The 12,836-nt window shown below is 51.4% G+C and carries 15 protein-coding genes and 1 pseudogene; all 16 read right to left on the bottom strand.

What is annotated here, in order from left to right; translation table 11 throughout:
• Positions 1-10: 10 nt before the first annotated feature.
• The 16 genes and pseudogenes from B5G03_RS01650 to B5G03_RS01575 all read right to left on the bottom strand — a co-directional run bounded on the left by B5G03_RS01650 (position 11) and on the right by B5G03_RS01575 (position 12,823).
• Positions 11-580 (bottom strand): hypothetical protein, encoded by a 570-nt coding sequence (locus B5G03_RS01650; protein ID WP_087180044.1) that lies wholly within the window; start codon positions 578-580, stop codon positions 11-13.
• 14 nt (positions 581-594) lie between these two features.
• Positions 595-1,554 (bottom strand): NTF2 fold immunity protein, encoded by a 960-nt coding sequence (locus B5G03_RS01645; protein WP_087180043.1) that lies wholly within the window; start codon positions 1,552-1,554, stop codon positions 595-597.
• A 58-nt stretch (positions 1,555-1,612) separates the two neighbouring features.
• The gene (locus B5G03_RS01640) at positions 1,613-1,861 is read right to left on the bottom strand and encodes a hypothetical protein (RefSeq protein WP_087180042.1); all 249 of its coding nucleotides are present in this window, start codon (positions 1,859-1,861) and stop codon (positions 1,613-1,615) included.
• 9 nt (positions 1,862-1,870) lie between these two features.
• Complete coding sequence (locus B5G03_RS01635; RefSeq protein WP_087180041.1) at positions 1,871-2,875, bottom strand: hypothetical protein; 1,005 nt, start codon at positions 2,873-2,875, stop codon at positions 1,871-1,873.
• Between the two features lie 13 nt (positions 2,876-2,888).
• Positions 2,889-3,164 carry a hypothetical protein gene (locus B5G03_RS01630; protein WP_242962252.1) on the bottom strand — a complete coding sequence of 92 codons (276 nt, stop codon included), beginning with the start codon at positions 3,162-3,164 and terminating at the stop codon, positions 2,889-2,891.
• A 14-nt stretch (positions 3,165-3,178) separates the two neighbouring features.
• The gene (locus B5G03_RS01625) at positions 3,179-3,880 is read right to left on the bottom strand and encodes a hypothetical protein (RefSeq protein ID WP_087180040.1); all 702 of its coding nucleotides are present in this window, start codon (positions 3,878-3,880) and stop codon (positions 3,179-3,181) included.
• A gap of 46 nt (positions 3,881-3,926) precedes the next feature.
• A complete protein-coding gene (locus B5G03_RS01620; RefSeq protein ID WP_087180039.1) occupies positions 3,927-4,307 on the bottom strand; it encodes a hypothetical protein in 381 nt (126 codons plus the stop codon).
• Between the two features lie 6 nt (positions 4,308-4,313).
• Positions 4,314-5,174 (bottom strand): annotated as a pseudogene (locus tag B5G03_RS01615) (NADAR family protein).
• Positions 5,175-5,215: 41 nt separating this feature from the next.
• The gene (locus B5G03_RS01610; RefSeq protein WP_140401613.1) at positions 5,216-5,839 is read right to left on the bottom strand and encodes a hypothetical protein; all 624 of its coding nucleotides are present in this window, start codon (positions 5,837-5,839) and stop codon (positions 5,216-5,218) included.
• A 9-nt stretch (positions 5,840-5,848) separates the two neighbouring features.
• Positions 5,849-6,880 (bottom strand): hypothetical protein, encoded by a 1,032-nt coding sequence (locus B5G03_RS01605; protein ID WP_087180037.1) that lies wholly within the window; start codon positions 6,878-6,880, stop codon positions 5,849-5,851.
• A gap of 9 nt (positions 6,881-6,889) precedes the next feature.
• The gene (locus B5G03_RS01600) at positions 6,890-9,322 is read right to left on the bottom strand and encodes a DUF6892 domain-containing protein (RefSeq protein ID WP_087180036.1); all 2,433 of its coding nucleotides are present in this window, start codon (positions 9,320-9,322) and stop codon (positions 6,890-6,892) included.
• A 23-nt stretch (positions 9,323-9,345) separates the two neighbouring features.
• A complete protein-coding gene (locus tag B5G03_RS01595; RefSeq protein ID WP_242962251.1) occupies positions 9,346-10,020 on the bottom strand; it encodes a hypothetical protein in 675 nt (224 codons plus the stop codon).
• A gap of 19 nt (positions 10,021-10,039) precedes the next feature.
• Positions 10,040-10,504 carry a hypothetical protein gene (locus B5G03_RS01590; RefSeq protein ID WP_025543807.1) on the bottom strand — a complete coding sequence of 155 codons (465 nt, stop codon included), beginning with the start codon at positions 10,502-10,504 and terminating at the stop codon, positions 10,040-10,042.
• Positions 10,505-10,528: 24 nt separating this feature from the next.
• Entirely contained in the window at positions 10,529-11,173 is a 645-nt protein-coding gene (locus B5G03_RS01585) for a hypothetical protein (protein WP_242962250.1), read from the bottom strand.
• A gap of 122 nt (positions 11,174-11,295) precedes the next feature.
• Positions 11,296-11,622, bottom strand: a complete 327-nt coding sequence (locus B5G03_RS01580) for a DUF5713 family protein (protein WP_006354163.1) — start codon at positions 11,620-11,622, stop codon at positions 11,296-11,298.
• Positions 11,623-11,683: 61 nt separating this feature from the next.
• The gene (locus B5G03_RS01575; protein WP_006354162.1) at positions 11,684-12,823 is read right to left on the bottom strand and encodes a hypothetical protein; all 1,140 of its coding nucleotides are present in this window, start codon (positions 12,821-12,823) and stop codon (positions 11,684-11,686) included.
• Positions 12,824-12,836 lie beyond the last annotated feature (13 nt).

Genomic DNA, 12,836 nt, shown 5'->3' with positions numbered 1-12,836 from the left:
ATAGGTTTCACTAATAAGCAGAGCTTGTAATTTCAAAACTAAAATTCATATCTGTATTTATGGTTGCTTCTTCGTTTGTGGCTGGTTGTATCACAAATTCAAATGTAGGTTCATAGTCCCCATCCTGCAAGGTTTCTCCACCCAAAATCTCGATATGATACCAGCCATTTGCAAGCTCAATCATCGGCTTCTTATGCACTCTATAGTAAGAAATCAGATCTTTCACCTTTTCAGGCGTAAACTGTTCCAATATTGGCCATGTAAAAAGCATCAGCATATTATGATCTACTTTGAGGGAATAGCCACTTTTTCTAAGCTGCAATCGGTTTCTTTCTTTGCACAGCTCCGGTCTATCACCAGAGAGATTGAACAATATGGTATAGGGATAGTTTTCAATACCGGTCATTGGGATTACAATTCCTTCGGCAAATATCCTGTCGCCGCTTTCGTTTGTGGTAAACTCCATCGCTAAATCATCTGAAAGATGATTTGCCTGCTTCCAGTCCTCCAGCAACAAAATGTCACCAAGGAGAAAATAATTAACAAGATCGTTTAATACTTCCGTAAACTTATATATCATCCATTATGCCTCCCTTATAATCCTGTTCGCTGCCAGCCGTCCAGCCGCTCCTGTACCCCGTCAATCTTCCAGCCCTCGCCCACACGCTTCATGAGGAAGCGGCGGCCAAAGCCGGTTGCTTCCTCTCTGGTGTAGATGTAGAGCTTGTTCCGGGTAATCTGCTCCGCGTCAAGGAACTGTTCCCCTTTGTAGGTGCCTTGGGCGCTGTACGAGAGGCCCAGGGGCCGGTAACCCGGACGGGGCTTTTCGCTCACATACTTCTCCCAGATCGCCAGCAGACGGGGTACAGCCTGGGCGTCCTCAAACCCGGCCTGCCCCATATACTGCTCCCATTCTGTCATCTCGGCAAAGAAAGCAGACAGCACTCTGCGGCATTCCTCCGCCGCTTGTTCATCCAGCTGGACGGGCTTTTTGGCCTTCTCCCGCTGAAGCTGGGAGAAGTGTTCCATTTGCTCTTTAGTGAATTGCTCATGGGCCACCGGCTCGATGTGACTGTTATCGGCGATGGCCAGCAGGCCCTCGTAGGTAACGGCGGTGTGGTCGAGCTGGATGTGGGAGAGCTTGGGGATGGAAGCCGCCTGAAGCAGTCCGGCATCATCCAGCCCGGTGTGGTCAAGGGCCAACAGGTCCAGCTTACAGCTTTGCATAGCGGAAAGGCCGCTTCCGTCGATCCCGGCGTTCCCAGTCAGCAGCAGGATCCGCAGTTTGGGCATAGCGGAAAAGACGGGGAAGCAGGCATCGGTGAGCGCCCCGTCCTCCACGCCAAAGTTGGCCATGCTTTTGTGTCCAGCGAAGGGGGTAAGCAGTTCATCCGTCACCGGATACCCTTTCACATGGAAGCCCACCAGGGTGTAACCGACCAGCTGCTCCATGATCTCTGCGGTCAGCTCCGGAATATCAAATTTCTTTTCTCCATCTAAGGTTAGGACACCGTTTTCCCAATCCACTGTTCGTGCTCGTTTTGGCCATTCCATAGTTTACCTCCTTACTCCTGCGCTCTATACTGTTACCATTTCATGCGAAAATCTCTTTTCAAATATCCCAGTCTATGAAATCTTCATGGTTCAATATAAAGTGCTGATATAAACATTTCAAATTTTTCTGTTCATTCTGTGAGAGCTTTGCTCCGTTTTCATAGTGCAAGGTGTCGGCATACAGAATAAACCCATCCACCTTTCCTGATGAAGCCCAAAACTCACCGTTTCCAATAATTGTAACACCGCTACAATCAAATGTTACCGATGAAGAATTTGTATAGATTCTTGTAATTGCTTCGATCATTTGCGAATATTACCTCTCATTTTTGGATGATACCATTTTCCACCCAGATGTCTGCACCCGGATAACAGGACGGAAAAAGTCATAGTCATTGTGAATCTCATTATCTTCCCGAACCTCCGGTTTACAGTGAGGGGAACAGGGTAAATATCCAAGCAAAGGACCCATGCCACCGCAGATATTGCAGCCGCCGTCGCCGCCGCAGGTGGTCAATGTTTTCCCGTCTACCAGCTCCCGCTTATAGGGGTCGTAGGCAATAGACAGGCCAAAGAAGTTAGCCTGCTCCATGTCGTAGGGCTTGCCCTGATTCTCTGGGCCTTCAAAGTGGTACAGTTTCATGGTATAGTCCAGCCCATCGCCCCAGGGAAACAGGGTGCGGCATCCGCCCCCGCACAGATAGGCCCACTCATCCGGTGTAGGAAGTGTGGCTGTCAGCTCCCACAATAGGGACCGCTGAAACTCCGGGTAGGTCATTGGATGGCACAGCCACGCCCGCCAGCTATCACCATTGCGTTCAAAGCGGACCGTTTGGTTGATTTCAAAGCTCTGGCTGTTTTGGTTGGCCCACTTCTGCAAGTTCTCCAGCCAGTCGGGATGGGCGGTGATGCGGGGGTCGTTCATGGGTACACTTTCCCAGCCGATCTCCTCCAGTTTCCTGCCCACGAACATGGGGCCAATAGTCACCTGGCGTACCGGGGTCATACCTTGCCGGAGAAATTCCTCCGCAGTGCCCTCATATTCGATTTCCGCAAAAATATCCGCCAGTTCTTCTCGGTTGGCCTTGTCCATCCCTTGGGTAAAGCCCTCCCAGCCAAGCGTTACGGTATCGCCCGGGACAAAGACAAACTCCCGGCCGCTTTTTTCAAAAACGCCGGTGGTGCAACTCTGCCCCCAGCGGGAAAAGGCGTATAGCTCCTTGAATGTCAAATTATAACGAGTCGCCAGCGTCTGCATCAGCCGGAGCTTATCGGACAGTTTCAATGTATCAAATTGTGGTCGAAATAAATTCTCGTTCATAACAAGACCTCTTTCAATTTGCTCCGGCAGACTGTGATTCCTTTTCCACAAGGCGAACCGCCTCCGTCAACAGCTTGGGGAGCTGATTCCTTTCTGCTGTTTCATACTGCTGGACTGGATGCGTCCAATCAAAATTATGAATAACAGAAATGATGTACCGGTCCTGATACCAGCCCATATCCAGCAGAAAGCAGTTCGGATATTCCACTTGCAGCATATCTTCTTTTTGTGTGATATCCAGAAAGATGATCTTTCCAGTGCCAAAATCCATTCTGGACCAGCTTTGCACAGCAAAATTCCTCCTCACGATTCTCCGAAATGCTCCAGATATAACTCTCGCACGGAATAGGGGCCTACAAGAGTCTTTTTCTGTCGGCCATCCCAGGAATATACATGAATTTTGCCACCATCCCCAATGTACCGCTGCTCCTCAAAGGGCGCGGGAAAGGGAAAACTTTCGACGATACCCCAATCAATCTTGGGCTTCAGCCCATCAAACTCCTCCCGTTTGAGCCTTTTGAAGTTGAACACCAGCGCCGCTCCAATGCCATCGAACAGCAAGTCCGCGTATTCTCTGGGAGTGATGTTCTCGCTCACATTGGCGGCCTTGACATCCACATTCAAAACTTTGTCGCCGCAGTTTGTCCAGATTTTATTGGGAGAGAACCAGGTGGTGCGTTCCTCAGCGTCTGCAAAATCCTCGCGGAAATAGCTGCTTTTTGAGCTTTCCATCTCGACCCCTTCCCGAAGCGGACCGTTGTATGGGGAAAGCGGAAAATATCGGTGCTTTGCCGGGTCAAACTGGTCAAACGAAATGTTCAACAGATACCCATGCTTCTCACTGCGCATAAGCTTGTGTGGCTTCACAATGTTTTCTTCGATGAAACTCCAAATGTACTCGTCCACATGAATAGATACACGAGGGCGACTGAATAATGTGATTCTGTAGTGATCCTCTCTGTCCATTCTCTCCGTATTGAACCAAATACGATAAATTTTAACCATAGTTATCCCCTCGCATGATTTCTGCCAACGACACTTCTGTTTCCGCCTAAAAAAGTAGTTCACCGAAAAACAGTCTAAGAACCACGGCAGATAATGTTTCAAGCTGTGGCTTGCTGAGAGGAGTGTAGTGAAGGACGATTTCTCCATACAACTCCGTGTTGATGTGGTGTTCTTCCAGATACCGCAGAACCTTTCGGTTGTTCCGCACGATATTTAGACGAAACCTGGTATTATCAAGGGCATATTCAAAACAGTCCGGGTCAATCAACTGACCATTGGCTGGATCATTCATTTCCAAGCGGAGTGCGTCCGCGCCGGTCTTGCGGGAGAGTGTAAAGTAACCATCCTCCCATTCAAAGAACAGGCAGGACAGCCCTTTATCATTGTCCAGCTCCCAAGTCATTCTTTTTGCAAATAATTCCATCATTTTACCTCAGACTGCGTTCCAGTCGCACAACATTTCATTCTGCGTGACCCGGCGCAGTTCGTCCCGTACCTCCATTAGAGCAAAACCCAGCAGGTTTTGCCCCCGCCACTTCATCGGGTCCTGCGCCTCCAGGGAGTTGGCTGAAAGCCGAATGCCCCAGATGTTATCGTAGGGACTGGCCTCCGCCAGCACACTATCTCCGGTGGAGAGGAGAAATTCCCGCAGGTTGCGGTTCTGGCTGAATTTGCACCAGTTGCCATTCAATACAATGGCGTATTTGAACTTGTCCCATACCTTCTGGTCAAACCTCCGCACCTTGCGGCCCAGGGCCTTGATCTGTTTCGGGTCGCTGCATTTCAAAATTTGCTCCCGAATCTCCTGATCGCTGAACAGTTCCGCCTTGCCTGCCATCATATACTACTCCATACAAAGATAGGTATTGGTAACGGACCAGAAATCCTCCATCCACCACTGGCTGAGGCAGCTTTTTGTCAGCTGGCCGTCCTCGGCAGGCTGATGGCCCCAGAACAGACACAGTTCCCGCTTTCTCCCCATGGAAAATTCCTGCTGGAGCCACTGGCGAGTGTACTTAGGGCTTCCTTCCGGCTGCCACGCATTCACCCAGAAATCCCCATGTTCCAGCACTTCGCTGCTATCTTCGTCATCCCACCAACCCTTCCAGGTCACCGGCTCGGGAAAGAGGGTGCGGTATTCCGTCCGCTCATCCGGGGAGAGGGTGTCCATCCAATCGCCAAATCGGTATATGTAATCCTCCCCGTAGCCCATGCGCCAGCCAATAGAGTATCGCTCGATCTCCCGGTGAGCCAGCCAAGGGGGAGGCATTATTTTCTTTTCCTGTAATGCCATATCATTTTCCCTCGTCTCACAGCAATTAAATTCTTCTTTTCCTACCATATAATCAAACTTCCGTCTGTCGGTAAGATTGGGGTTCCGTTTTCATTTTCCAGATTCGTCTCATGCGATGCAAATCTTCCATTCCAGCCGAGCACGATATGCCCATCCTTGTAAATATCAATGATCCGGCTGAAAAATAGAGGGAACTGAGGAAACCTTTCAAGGAAGTATTGTTCAACCAGTAAATATTGCACCATTCGGCACAACTGAAGATCTATGCTGTCAGGAAAGCCACAATCACGCAGGAATCTTTTTTCCGCCGAGTTCAGATCGAGGCCATTTGCCTTCGATACTCTTTTTTCATAAGTGCGCCAACTGGCCTCCACACATGGCATGAATTCATTCTGGTAAAACTTCCACCCAGCCGTTTGCAGAATAAAGGTATCTGCACGACAAATGCCTTCTTTGAACAAATTCGTAAGGCAGACGGTTCCTGAGTAGTTCTTTGTATGCAGCAGTAGTTTTTCTGCTCGTTTTGGGTCCTTTTCCTGAAGATATGGGTAATACGATGGTTTATCATACGGAACTCCACAACAGGAAAACCAGGGTATTTCACCGAAAGAACAAAGGGTTTCATTCATTCCTTCCGTAAATACAATCTTTTTCTTGAAAAGCATACTCAGCCCTCATAACTGCTCCAAGGTCATTTCACAAAGAACCAGCTTGTCTTTCTCATCGCTGAGAAATGCCCGGTTCCCCCATACATCCAGCACATGAAAGGAAGCGTATCCACGGGGCATGGCAAGGTCGATCAGCACCAAATCCGAAAGGCGCAGCAGCTTTTGTTTACCCTTCCAGTCATCATTCTTAAAAATGGGAGATAGGATCAGGTAAGTCCTGCCACCGGAGAATTTTCCGCGCATCCCGTGTTTTCCGGGCAGGCGGCTTAAATTATCTTTACCCCACAGTTTCTTTTTGAATAGTCCGTTTTCCTCCAGTTCCAGATACCAATAGTAGCCCATGAGAGAAAGACCCGCCGGATTGATAGTGCTGCTTTCCAAAAAGGCATAAAACTGTCCATTCTGTTCCAGTATGGAGCCAATCATAGGATAGTTGTAGTGAAAGTCTGCCTGGGCAAAATTGCCGCCAGCTCGCTCTACCGCCGCCAAATGGGTCTGTCGGGTTCCTGCTTTGCTGTATACGCAAGAGCCGCTTTCTGCCCAGTGTGCAGTCATGGTTTCAAAGTCTACCGTCAGGCTGGTAAAACTGTTGGTCGCATCAGCGGAGTTGTCCACTCGGCACACAATAGGGAAAACGCCCTGGCTTCCGGTGACTGCCACCGGCTTGGGAATACCCTGGGCACACCAGTTATCCATGGAGATCGGAATCCACTCTCCATCCATCTGCGGCATCCACCAAAGGGATTTACTGGCCGGGCAAACCAATAGTATTCCTCTGTCGCATGAGAGCAAGACAGGAACTTCCCAAACATCTTGCTGCTCTTTCGGCTCTGGGCTGGGAATCCACCTGGAAACTTCGCCTTTGACCCACAAAACGCCGCTGCACTTTTGCGAGAGATGATAGGTCCAAAACACAATTTCATCCTCACCGCGGGCTACCATACCCTTGCATCCAGTCGGGCTGTATTTGAAGGAAGTTCCCGTCAGTTCAAATTCCTCGAACTCCCAGTTCTTTATCACGTTTAGTTTCGCTTTCATACTTTTACCTCACAGCAAGTCTACCTTGATACTGCACCGTTCCAGAACCGGCAGCACCTGTTCCGGCTTGGAGGACATGAGAGTAATATGTTTGAGATTGGGGAACTGGCGCAGTTCCGCCTCAGTAATGGTATTAAGATCAAAGGCTCCATCCTCGCCATCCCAGAACGGACAGAGCTGGGTATAAATCTCGCTGCCGCCATCCATCTCGATCTCTGTGATCTCTGGAGCCAGCCGCGCCGGAACCGGGTATTTTTCCAGCCACTTCCGAATCTCTGGGATGGGTTCATACCCTTCCGCGCCAATGTCGATCTTGCGTCGGCTATACTCTCTGGCAAACTCATGGGCATCCAGTTCAGGAGCCAGTAAGCCTTTCTCGTACATCAGGACTTCCATGACCGCCAGCTTGAAGTTGAAGCTGGTAAAGGTGAGCACTGGTTCAGTCGGCTTGGATAACTTGTATTTCTGCGCTTTCGCTGCCTTTTGCTCTGGCTCTTTCCAGCTGATCTGCACCATGGCGGAGAGGGTCTCCAGCTTTGCTTTCTGCGCTGACTGCTCCTCTGAAACAGGACCCGGCAAGCGGGTATAAACGGTAAAGCCGCCTAATTTGAGGGTATGGGCAAATCCGGCGAAATCCTTCCAGCTGGCCTCCCGGTAGTCCTTGGACCCGATCCAAACCGCTCCGTCAAATGTCTGCCGAACCGCATACTCTCCCAGTGCCGCTACCCGGACACCAAGGGTTTTGATAATCTGCTCATCTTCATCCAACCAGCCCTGGAGTCCAAGTTCGTCCCACAAAGCAAGGGCCTGGGTATAGGGACTCTCTCGGCCTGTAATGGGGCTTTTCCGTGTTCCATTTTGCAGGACAATGCGGGCGGGCCCCAGCTTTTCCGAAAGCTGCGAAAGGGTAAACGGCGGCGTAAATACCGACCCCAGGATGGTCAGGCTGTCTTTTTTGAGAATGATTTTTCGCTCTGTGGCCTTGGGCGGTAGGAAGATGGGCAGATTTGGGTACATTTCTTTGTACTCCAGCCATTCCAGCTTTTTGGGCTTGTTTGCCGTCCGCAGGAAGCCCCAGAAGTCGATGGGATAACGAAATACCGGCCCAACCCTATCCCGCCGGGTGACGATGACCACCGTGCCATCGGTGAGTATTCCAATGTGCTGCATTTTCTCCCCGCCGAACATTCCCGGACGGATACGCAGCACTTCACGGGTGTTCCTATTTATGAGCTGAGCAAAGTCATCGGAGAGGATTTCGCCGTTTCCCTGCACCAGCAGCCAGTCCCCGGTAAACCAGCGTAGTTTCAGCCCCTCGCCCATTCCGGGCAGGGGGGCGATGCGGCACCGCCTGGTGTCCATGTCCAGTTCCAGCAGGCATTCTTCCATCCGCCCCTTGCCACTGACTGCGTGGATCATGGTAATGCGGCCTGTGCCGGGAACGGGAACGGCCTCGGAGAGATGGTCGTATCCGTCCAGAGAGAAGGTGTGTTTTGTTACCTTGCCGTTTTCCCAGCGGTAAATCTGCCCCTTGTACCACTCGTTGGAAAAGTAGACCCGGCCCAGACCGTCTGTCGTAATGCCGCAATGGTATTTGGTGCTCCATCCATCTTCCGGCAGAGTCCAGTTTTTCACATCCTGGCAGGCGCCCCGGTCTGTCAGTTCAATCCGTGTAGCGTTGGTGGGATCACCCACCCAGAGGGAATGGTCAGCCCAGCACAGGGTCCGGGGCGGACCGTCATATCCAATGGGGGACGGCTCGAACCAGTTGAGGGTAGCCGGATTCTTGCTCAGTAATGCCCGCCCAATAGTCCCGCTGCCAGCGGCTCTGGACGCGGCATAGAGTCCATTTTCTGCGGAATAAGTGAGGCACCCAAGGTGCGGCAAACTGTGGGCGCGGGTCACCTGGGGCGGACGCTGGCGCAGATCGGCCACACAGCCGTTTTTCCATTCTTCTGCATCCTGGTTTTTCCATTCGCCCGCTGCAAAATCACCCGCCAGGGAGTTGAAGAAATAATCGTACTCATCCTGAAGTATGTATTCCTCGCAGGGCATCAGCTTCCCAGGGTTCTGCTCCTTGGCATGGTCGCCCCATTTTCGCCCTTGCTGTTTCATCAGGTGGCAATATTGCCCCTGCTTTTTGCAGTAGCGTTCCCATTCGCTGCGTTCTTCCTCTGGGATCAAGGCAAACAGATACTCGTCCTCATCATCCAGGTTATACAGCGCCCAGCCGAAGGCAGACAGCTCCTGCCCCAATGCCGCCGCCCCTTTTTCATGGGATAGCTTCATATACTGAACGCCAACGGCATCAAAGCGTTCATCCAGCAGCGCCGGGACCTGCGCGCCCCATTTCCCTCGAAGTTCCGCCAGAGTGTCCTGTACGGCTCCGTCAAATTTTAGAATGTCCAGCGCATCGGATATGATTTGCGACCAGTCTGGCATGAAAGTACCCCCTTTTTAGTGCCTCAAAGTTTGCTGCTCAGCCGCTTGACTGGCGCAGACATTACATCTGGAAAATGCTTACACAGAATCTCTGTGAATAAGGTCATTGCAAGAAACGGCTTGAGATTACCTGCTGCAATCTCAAAATATTGAGAATAGCCCCAATCCAACTCATCTTCTCCGCACCAAAAGTTGAGAAGTTCTGCCCCCAGATCCATCCGCTGACTGGATAGGGATTTCCATGGAATCTGTGACCGCAGATACTCCTGAACCTCTCTGAGCTGTTCTGCGGCAATGCGCTGATGGGCATAATCCCACACATTCTTGAAATAGGTATCCAGTTCTACATAGCCAGAAAAGAGGATGCCGCAATCAATCTTGGAAAATATCTCCACCATACAAAGGATGCGCCGCCGGTGAAAAGCCTCCATTTCCCGTTCCAAGGCCTTAGCCTGAATCATTTCGTGTTTCTCTATACAGGCATAAGCTTCATTTTCTGGTATCTGGAACGCTTCATCTACTTTTTTGGCTATGGTAAACATCTGGATTTCATCGGCATTCTTGCGCTTGCGTAGGTCATCCCAACTGCCTCGCTCCCATTTATCCTCTTTTGAATAACAAGCAGAGCATATCGCCTGTGCCGGGTCAATTTCTCTCGTCAAACAGTAAGGACAAAGAATTTTCGCATTCCCACACAATCTGATCGGCTCCTTTATATCATTCCATGTCCGCTTCTATTTCTTCCGCTTCCGACAAGCCATATACATCCGTTGGCGTGTCCCCTGAAAACTCAACCATAAGTCCAAATGGCTCCCCCACAGGAAGGGTACAAATCTCAAAGTGCAGGCCCCATTCTGTCTCATCATAAAACAGAAATTGCGGCTGCTCGGCGGGAATCTCCGTTTCAGGGAATGGAGCGCGCTGCAATCCAAACTTCTCAGGGCTTTTACCAATCTGCGCCTGAATCTCATGCTCCGCTTTTGAAAGATACTCCCGCCAGTTTTGAAGCACAGAACGGATAAAATCCAGGTTTGCCGACCGGAGTTCAGATGTGTTCAAAATAATGGAAAACAGGATCTCTGTGTCTGCGATTCTTCCAGTCCAGCAGTGGATGGTCCCTGGTCCTTTCTGAAAGGTCAGTGCTCCCAATCCCAAATCGGAATGTTCAAAAAACTGTTCCATATCATTCTTGCCCCAATCCCCAGGTTACAGCGACAGCCATGTGGTCAAAGCACTGATTTCCTCCCGCAGCAATGCGGATTTCCCAGCGGCGGCAAAGGCTTTTTGGATGCCGCCATAGCGCCGCTCGGAGCGATCCGCCAGCTGGAGCGCGGCTGCCTCCAGATTGGGAATCGCCATCACAGCATCTGCCAGCGCCTGGGCGGAGAGTTTATCCCCGATCAGAGAGGCGGCAAAGCAGCGCAAATGGCTGTGGGAGAGGGCGGACAAATCGTTTAGTTTATGCAGCTCATAGAGTTTCAGGGCATAAAGGGAAGGAAGCCCATCCAGAGCCGGTAGTTCCTGCACAGCTGGGAGTGACTGGAGATAGAGTTTCTGAAGCCGGGTCGCCGGAGTCAGGAAAGGGGCAAGATCTTCCGTTTTCCGCATTTCCTCCAAATGGAGATAGGTAATGCTGGTGAGAAGTGGGGTGATGTCGCCATTCTTTTCTCCACGCAGGTGGAGAACACGCAGGCCGGGGAGAGAAACATTGTCCCAGGAAACAGGGGCCGACAGCCATAGGGACAGTGTATGAAGCTGCTTTAGCTCGGAGAGAACTTCTACACCCTCACACTTTTCCATCAGGGTCAGTTCCTCCAGATTGGGATAATCTCGCAGGAAGGACAGATTCACCTTCCGCTCTCCCGTCACAGACAGACACCGTACCGCATCCGGCTTTCGCCCATTCAGATCAATCTTTTCTCCGCCACGCCAAAAGACCGCCGTGCAAAAAGAGGGCTCCATTTTCATAAAAGTCACCAGTCCCGTTCCCGGATAGCCTCCTCCATGTCAATCGGAATGCCAAACCACTTCAAAATGTAGTCTACAGTGACGCCGATGCAGTCCCGGGCTACCGTTTCAATCTCACTGTTGTTCTCGTAAAATTCGTCCTGGAGGTCATTGATGCCGCAAACTGCTTCGTCCAGCTTTTCCTGCACCACTTCGGTGTCGGTTTCGCCGCTCTCCAGCAGGTCGATGACCTTCTGGAGTTCGTCCTTTACCTTGTCTACCAGAAAAACTGGATAGTAATCATCCTGATACATCTCGTCCAGCAGTTTGTAATCGGGATCAAAGGTTTTCATTTTGTGTCTTCCTTTCTTCGTAGTTCACAGTTCAGGCACTTGCCTTCTTGATATTTTTTTCTCACTCACCGCCAAACCGCTCAGCAGCGTCTTTGTAAACAGTAATACTTTCTTCCACGCTCACTTTTTCGCTGCGAATACGGAAGTAGTCCCGCAGGGCGCGCCTGAGTTCTGGGTTCTCCACTTTGCGGGGCAGCAGGCTGATGAGCATTTCGTCGTAGCTCCCGTATAGCACACCGCCCCGGTTATAGGTCTGCCATGTCACCGCGGGCTTTTTGCCCTCCGGGTCTTTTGCCAGAGCAAAGAGCCACCGCTCATCCAGCTCCACATAGCGTTCAATCGTAAACCTTGTGTCATAGGTCCCATAGCTGTAATCACCCCAGAAAATCAGGGCGCGCAGCCCGTCGGGACCCGAGCGTTCAAAGGCCCAGTCCTCCGGATAGCTGCGGTAATCCAGCAGCCCCAGGGCGTTCAACAGATAGCTCGCCTTTGGAGTCCCCAAAAGGGGCGAATAGGTCTCATACACCTGCTCCTTGGGCTGGGTGAGAATCGCCTTCATAAAGACCGGGATCAGCCAGCTGCCGCCGCAGCGTTCGTTCAGCTCATCCGCCAATGCCTGCAGCCGCTCATCCGGGTTGCGGATCAGGGAGGCGGTCAGCACCACAGCGGGAATTTTCTCTTTTTCCCTGGGTGTGGCATCCCAAATGCGAAGTCCGTCCGTAATCCACCAAGAGGTGCAGTCGTCATCCGGATAAACAGGCGCGCGTTTAAGCCGGGCGAGCCGCTGGGCGTTTTCTGCCAGGAAGCGGTAGACCTCCAGCATTTTGAGCGAGGCTTTCCCCATCATCAGATGGAGACAGAAGTTCAACTGTTCGATTTCCAGGGGCTTTGTGTCCCCCTCGTCCAGCAGCCGGGAGAGGGTCTTTAAGATGGCCGGGGCGATCTGCTCCGACACGCAGTCGGAACAGGCGTCCGCCATGATATGGCTGCCCATCCATTTACCCTTGACCAGCTTGGCCCACAGTGGGGCGGCGGGGGCATACTCCAGCTGCGCCAGAGCCTTCTGAGCAGCCGTCTTGCACTTGCCCTTTTCCATATTCACAAGCTGGAGAAGCAGTTCGCCGTTGGCTTCAGCCTTGCCCAACTCCAAAATGGCCTGTTCTCGCTTGACCCCCTTGGGGGGCAGTTGTTCCATAGTCATATTGCGTTCTCCC

Origin of the sequence: Gemmiger sp. An50 (assembly GCF_002161595.1) — a bacterium.
GTDB lineage: Bacteria > Bacillota > Clostridia > Oscillospirales > Ruminococcaceae > Allofournierella.
This window is presented reverse-complemented; position numbering and strand designations above follow the sequence as displayed.

Excerpts from the sequence above, each read along its gene's own strand:
- B5G03_RS01650 (WP_087180044.1), bottom strand. The coding sequence starts at position 580 with ATGATATATAAGTTTACGGAAGTATTAAACGATCTTGTTAATTATTTT.
- B5G03_RS01645 (WP_087180043.1), bottom strand. The coding sequence starts at position 1,554 with ATGGAATGGCCAAAACGAGCACGAACAGTGGATTGGGAAAACGGTGTC.
- B5G03_RS01640 (WP_087180042.1), bottom strand. The coding sequence starts at position 1,861 with ATGATCGAAGCAATTACAAGAATCTATACAAATTCTTCATCGGTAACA.
- B5G03_RS01635 (WP_087180041.1), bottom strand. The coding sequence starts at position 2,875 with ATGAACGAGAATTTATTTCGACCACAATTTGATACATTGAAACTGTCC.
- B5G03_RS01625 (WP_087180040.1), bottom strand. The coding sequence starts at position 3,880 with ATGGTTAAAATTTATCGTATTTGGTTCAATACGGAGAGAATGGACAGA.
- B5G03_RS01620 (WP_087180039.1), bottom strand. The coding sequence starts at position 4,307 with ATGATGGAATTATTTGCAAAAAGAATGACTTGGGAGCTGGACAATGAT.
- B5G03_RS01610 (WP_140401613.1), bottom strand. The coding sequence starts at position 5,839 with ATGCTTTTCAAGAAAAAGATTGTATTTACGGAAGGAATGAATGAAACC.
- B5G03_RS01605 (WP_087180037.1), bottom strand. The coding sequence starts at position 6,880 with ATGAAAGCGAAACTAAACGTGATAAAGAACTGGGAGTTCGAGGAATTT.
- B5G03_RS01600 (WP_087180036.1), bottom strand. The coding sequence starts at position 9,322 with ATGCCAGACTGGTCGCAAATCATATCCGATGCGCTGGACATTCTAAAA.
- B5G03_RS01590 (WP_025543807.1), bottom strand. The coding sequence starts at position 10,504 with ATGGAACAGTTTTTTGAACATTCCGATTTGGGATTGGGAGCACTGACC.
- B5G03_RS01580 (WP_006354163.1), bottom strand. The coding sequence starts at position 11,622 with ATGAAAACCTTTGATCCCGATTACAAACTGCTGGACGAGATGTATCAG.
- B5G03_RS01575 (WP_006354162.1), bottom strand. The coding sequence starts at position 12,823 with ATGACTATGGAACAACTGCCCCCCAAGGGGGTCAAGCGAGAACAGGCC.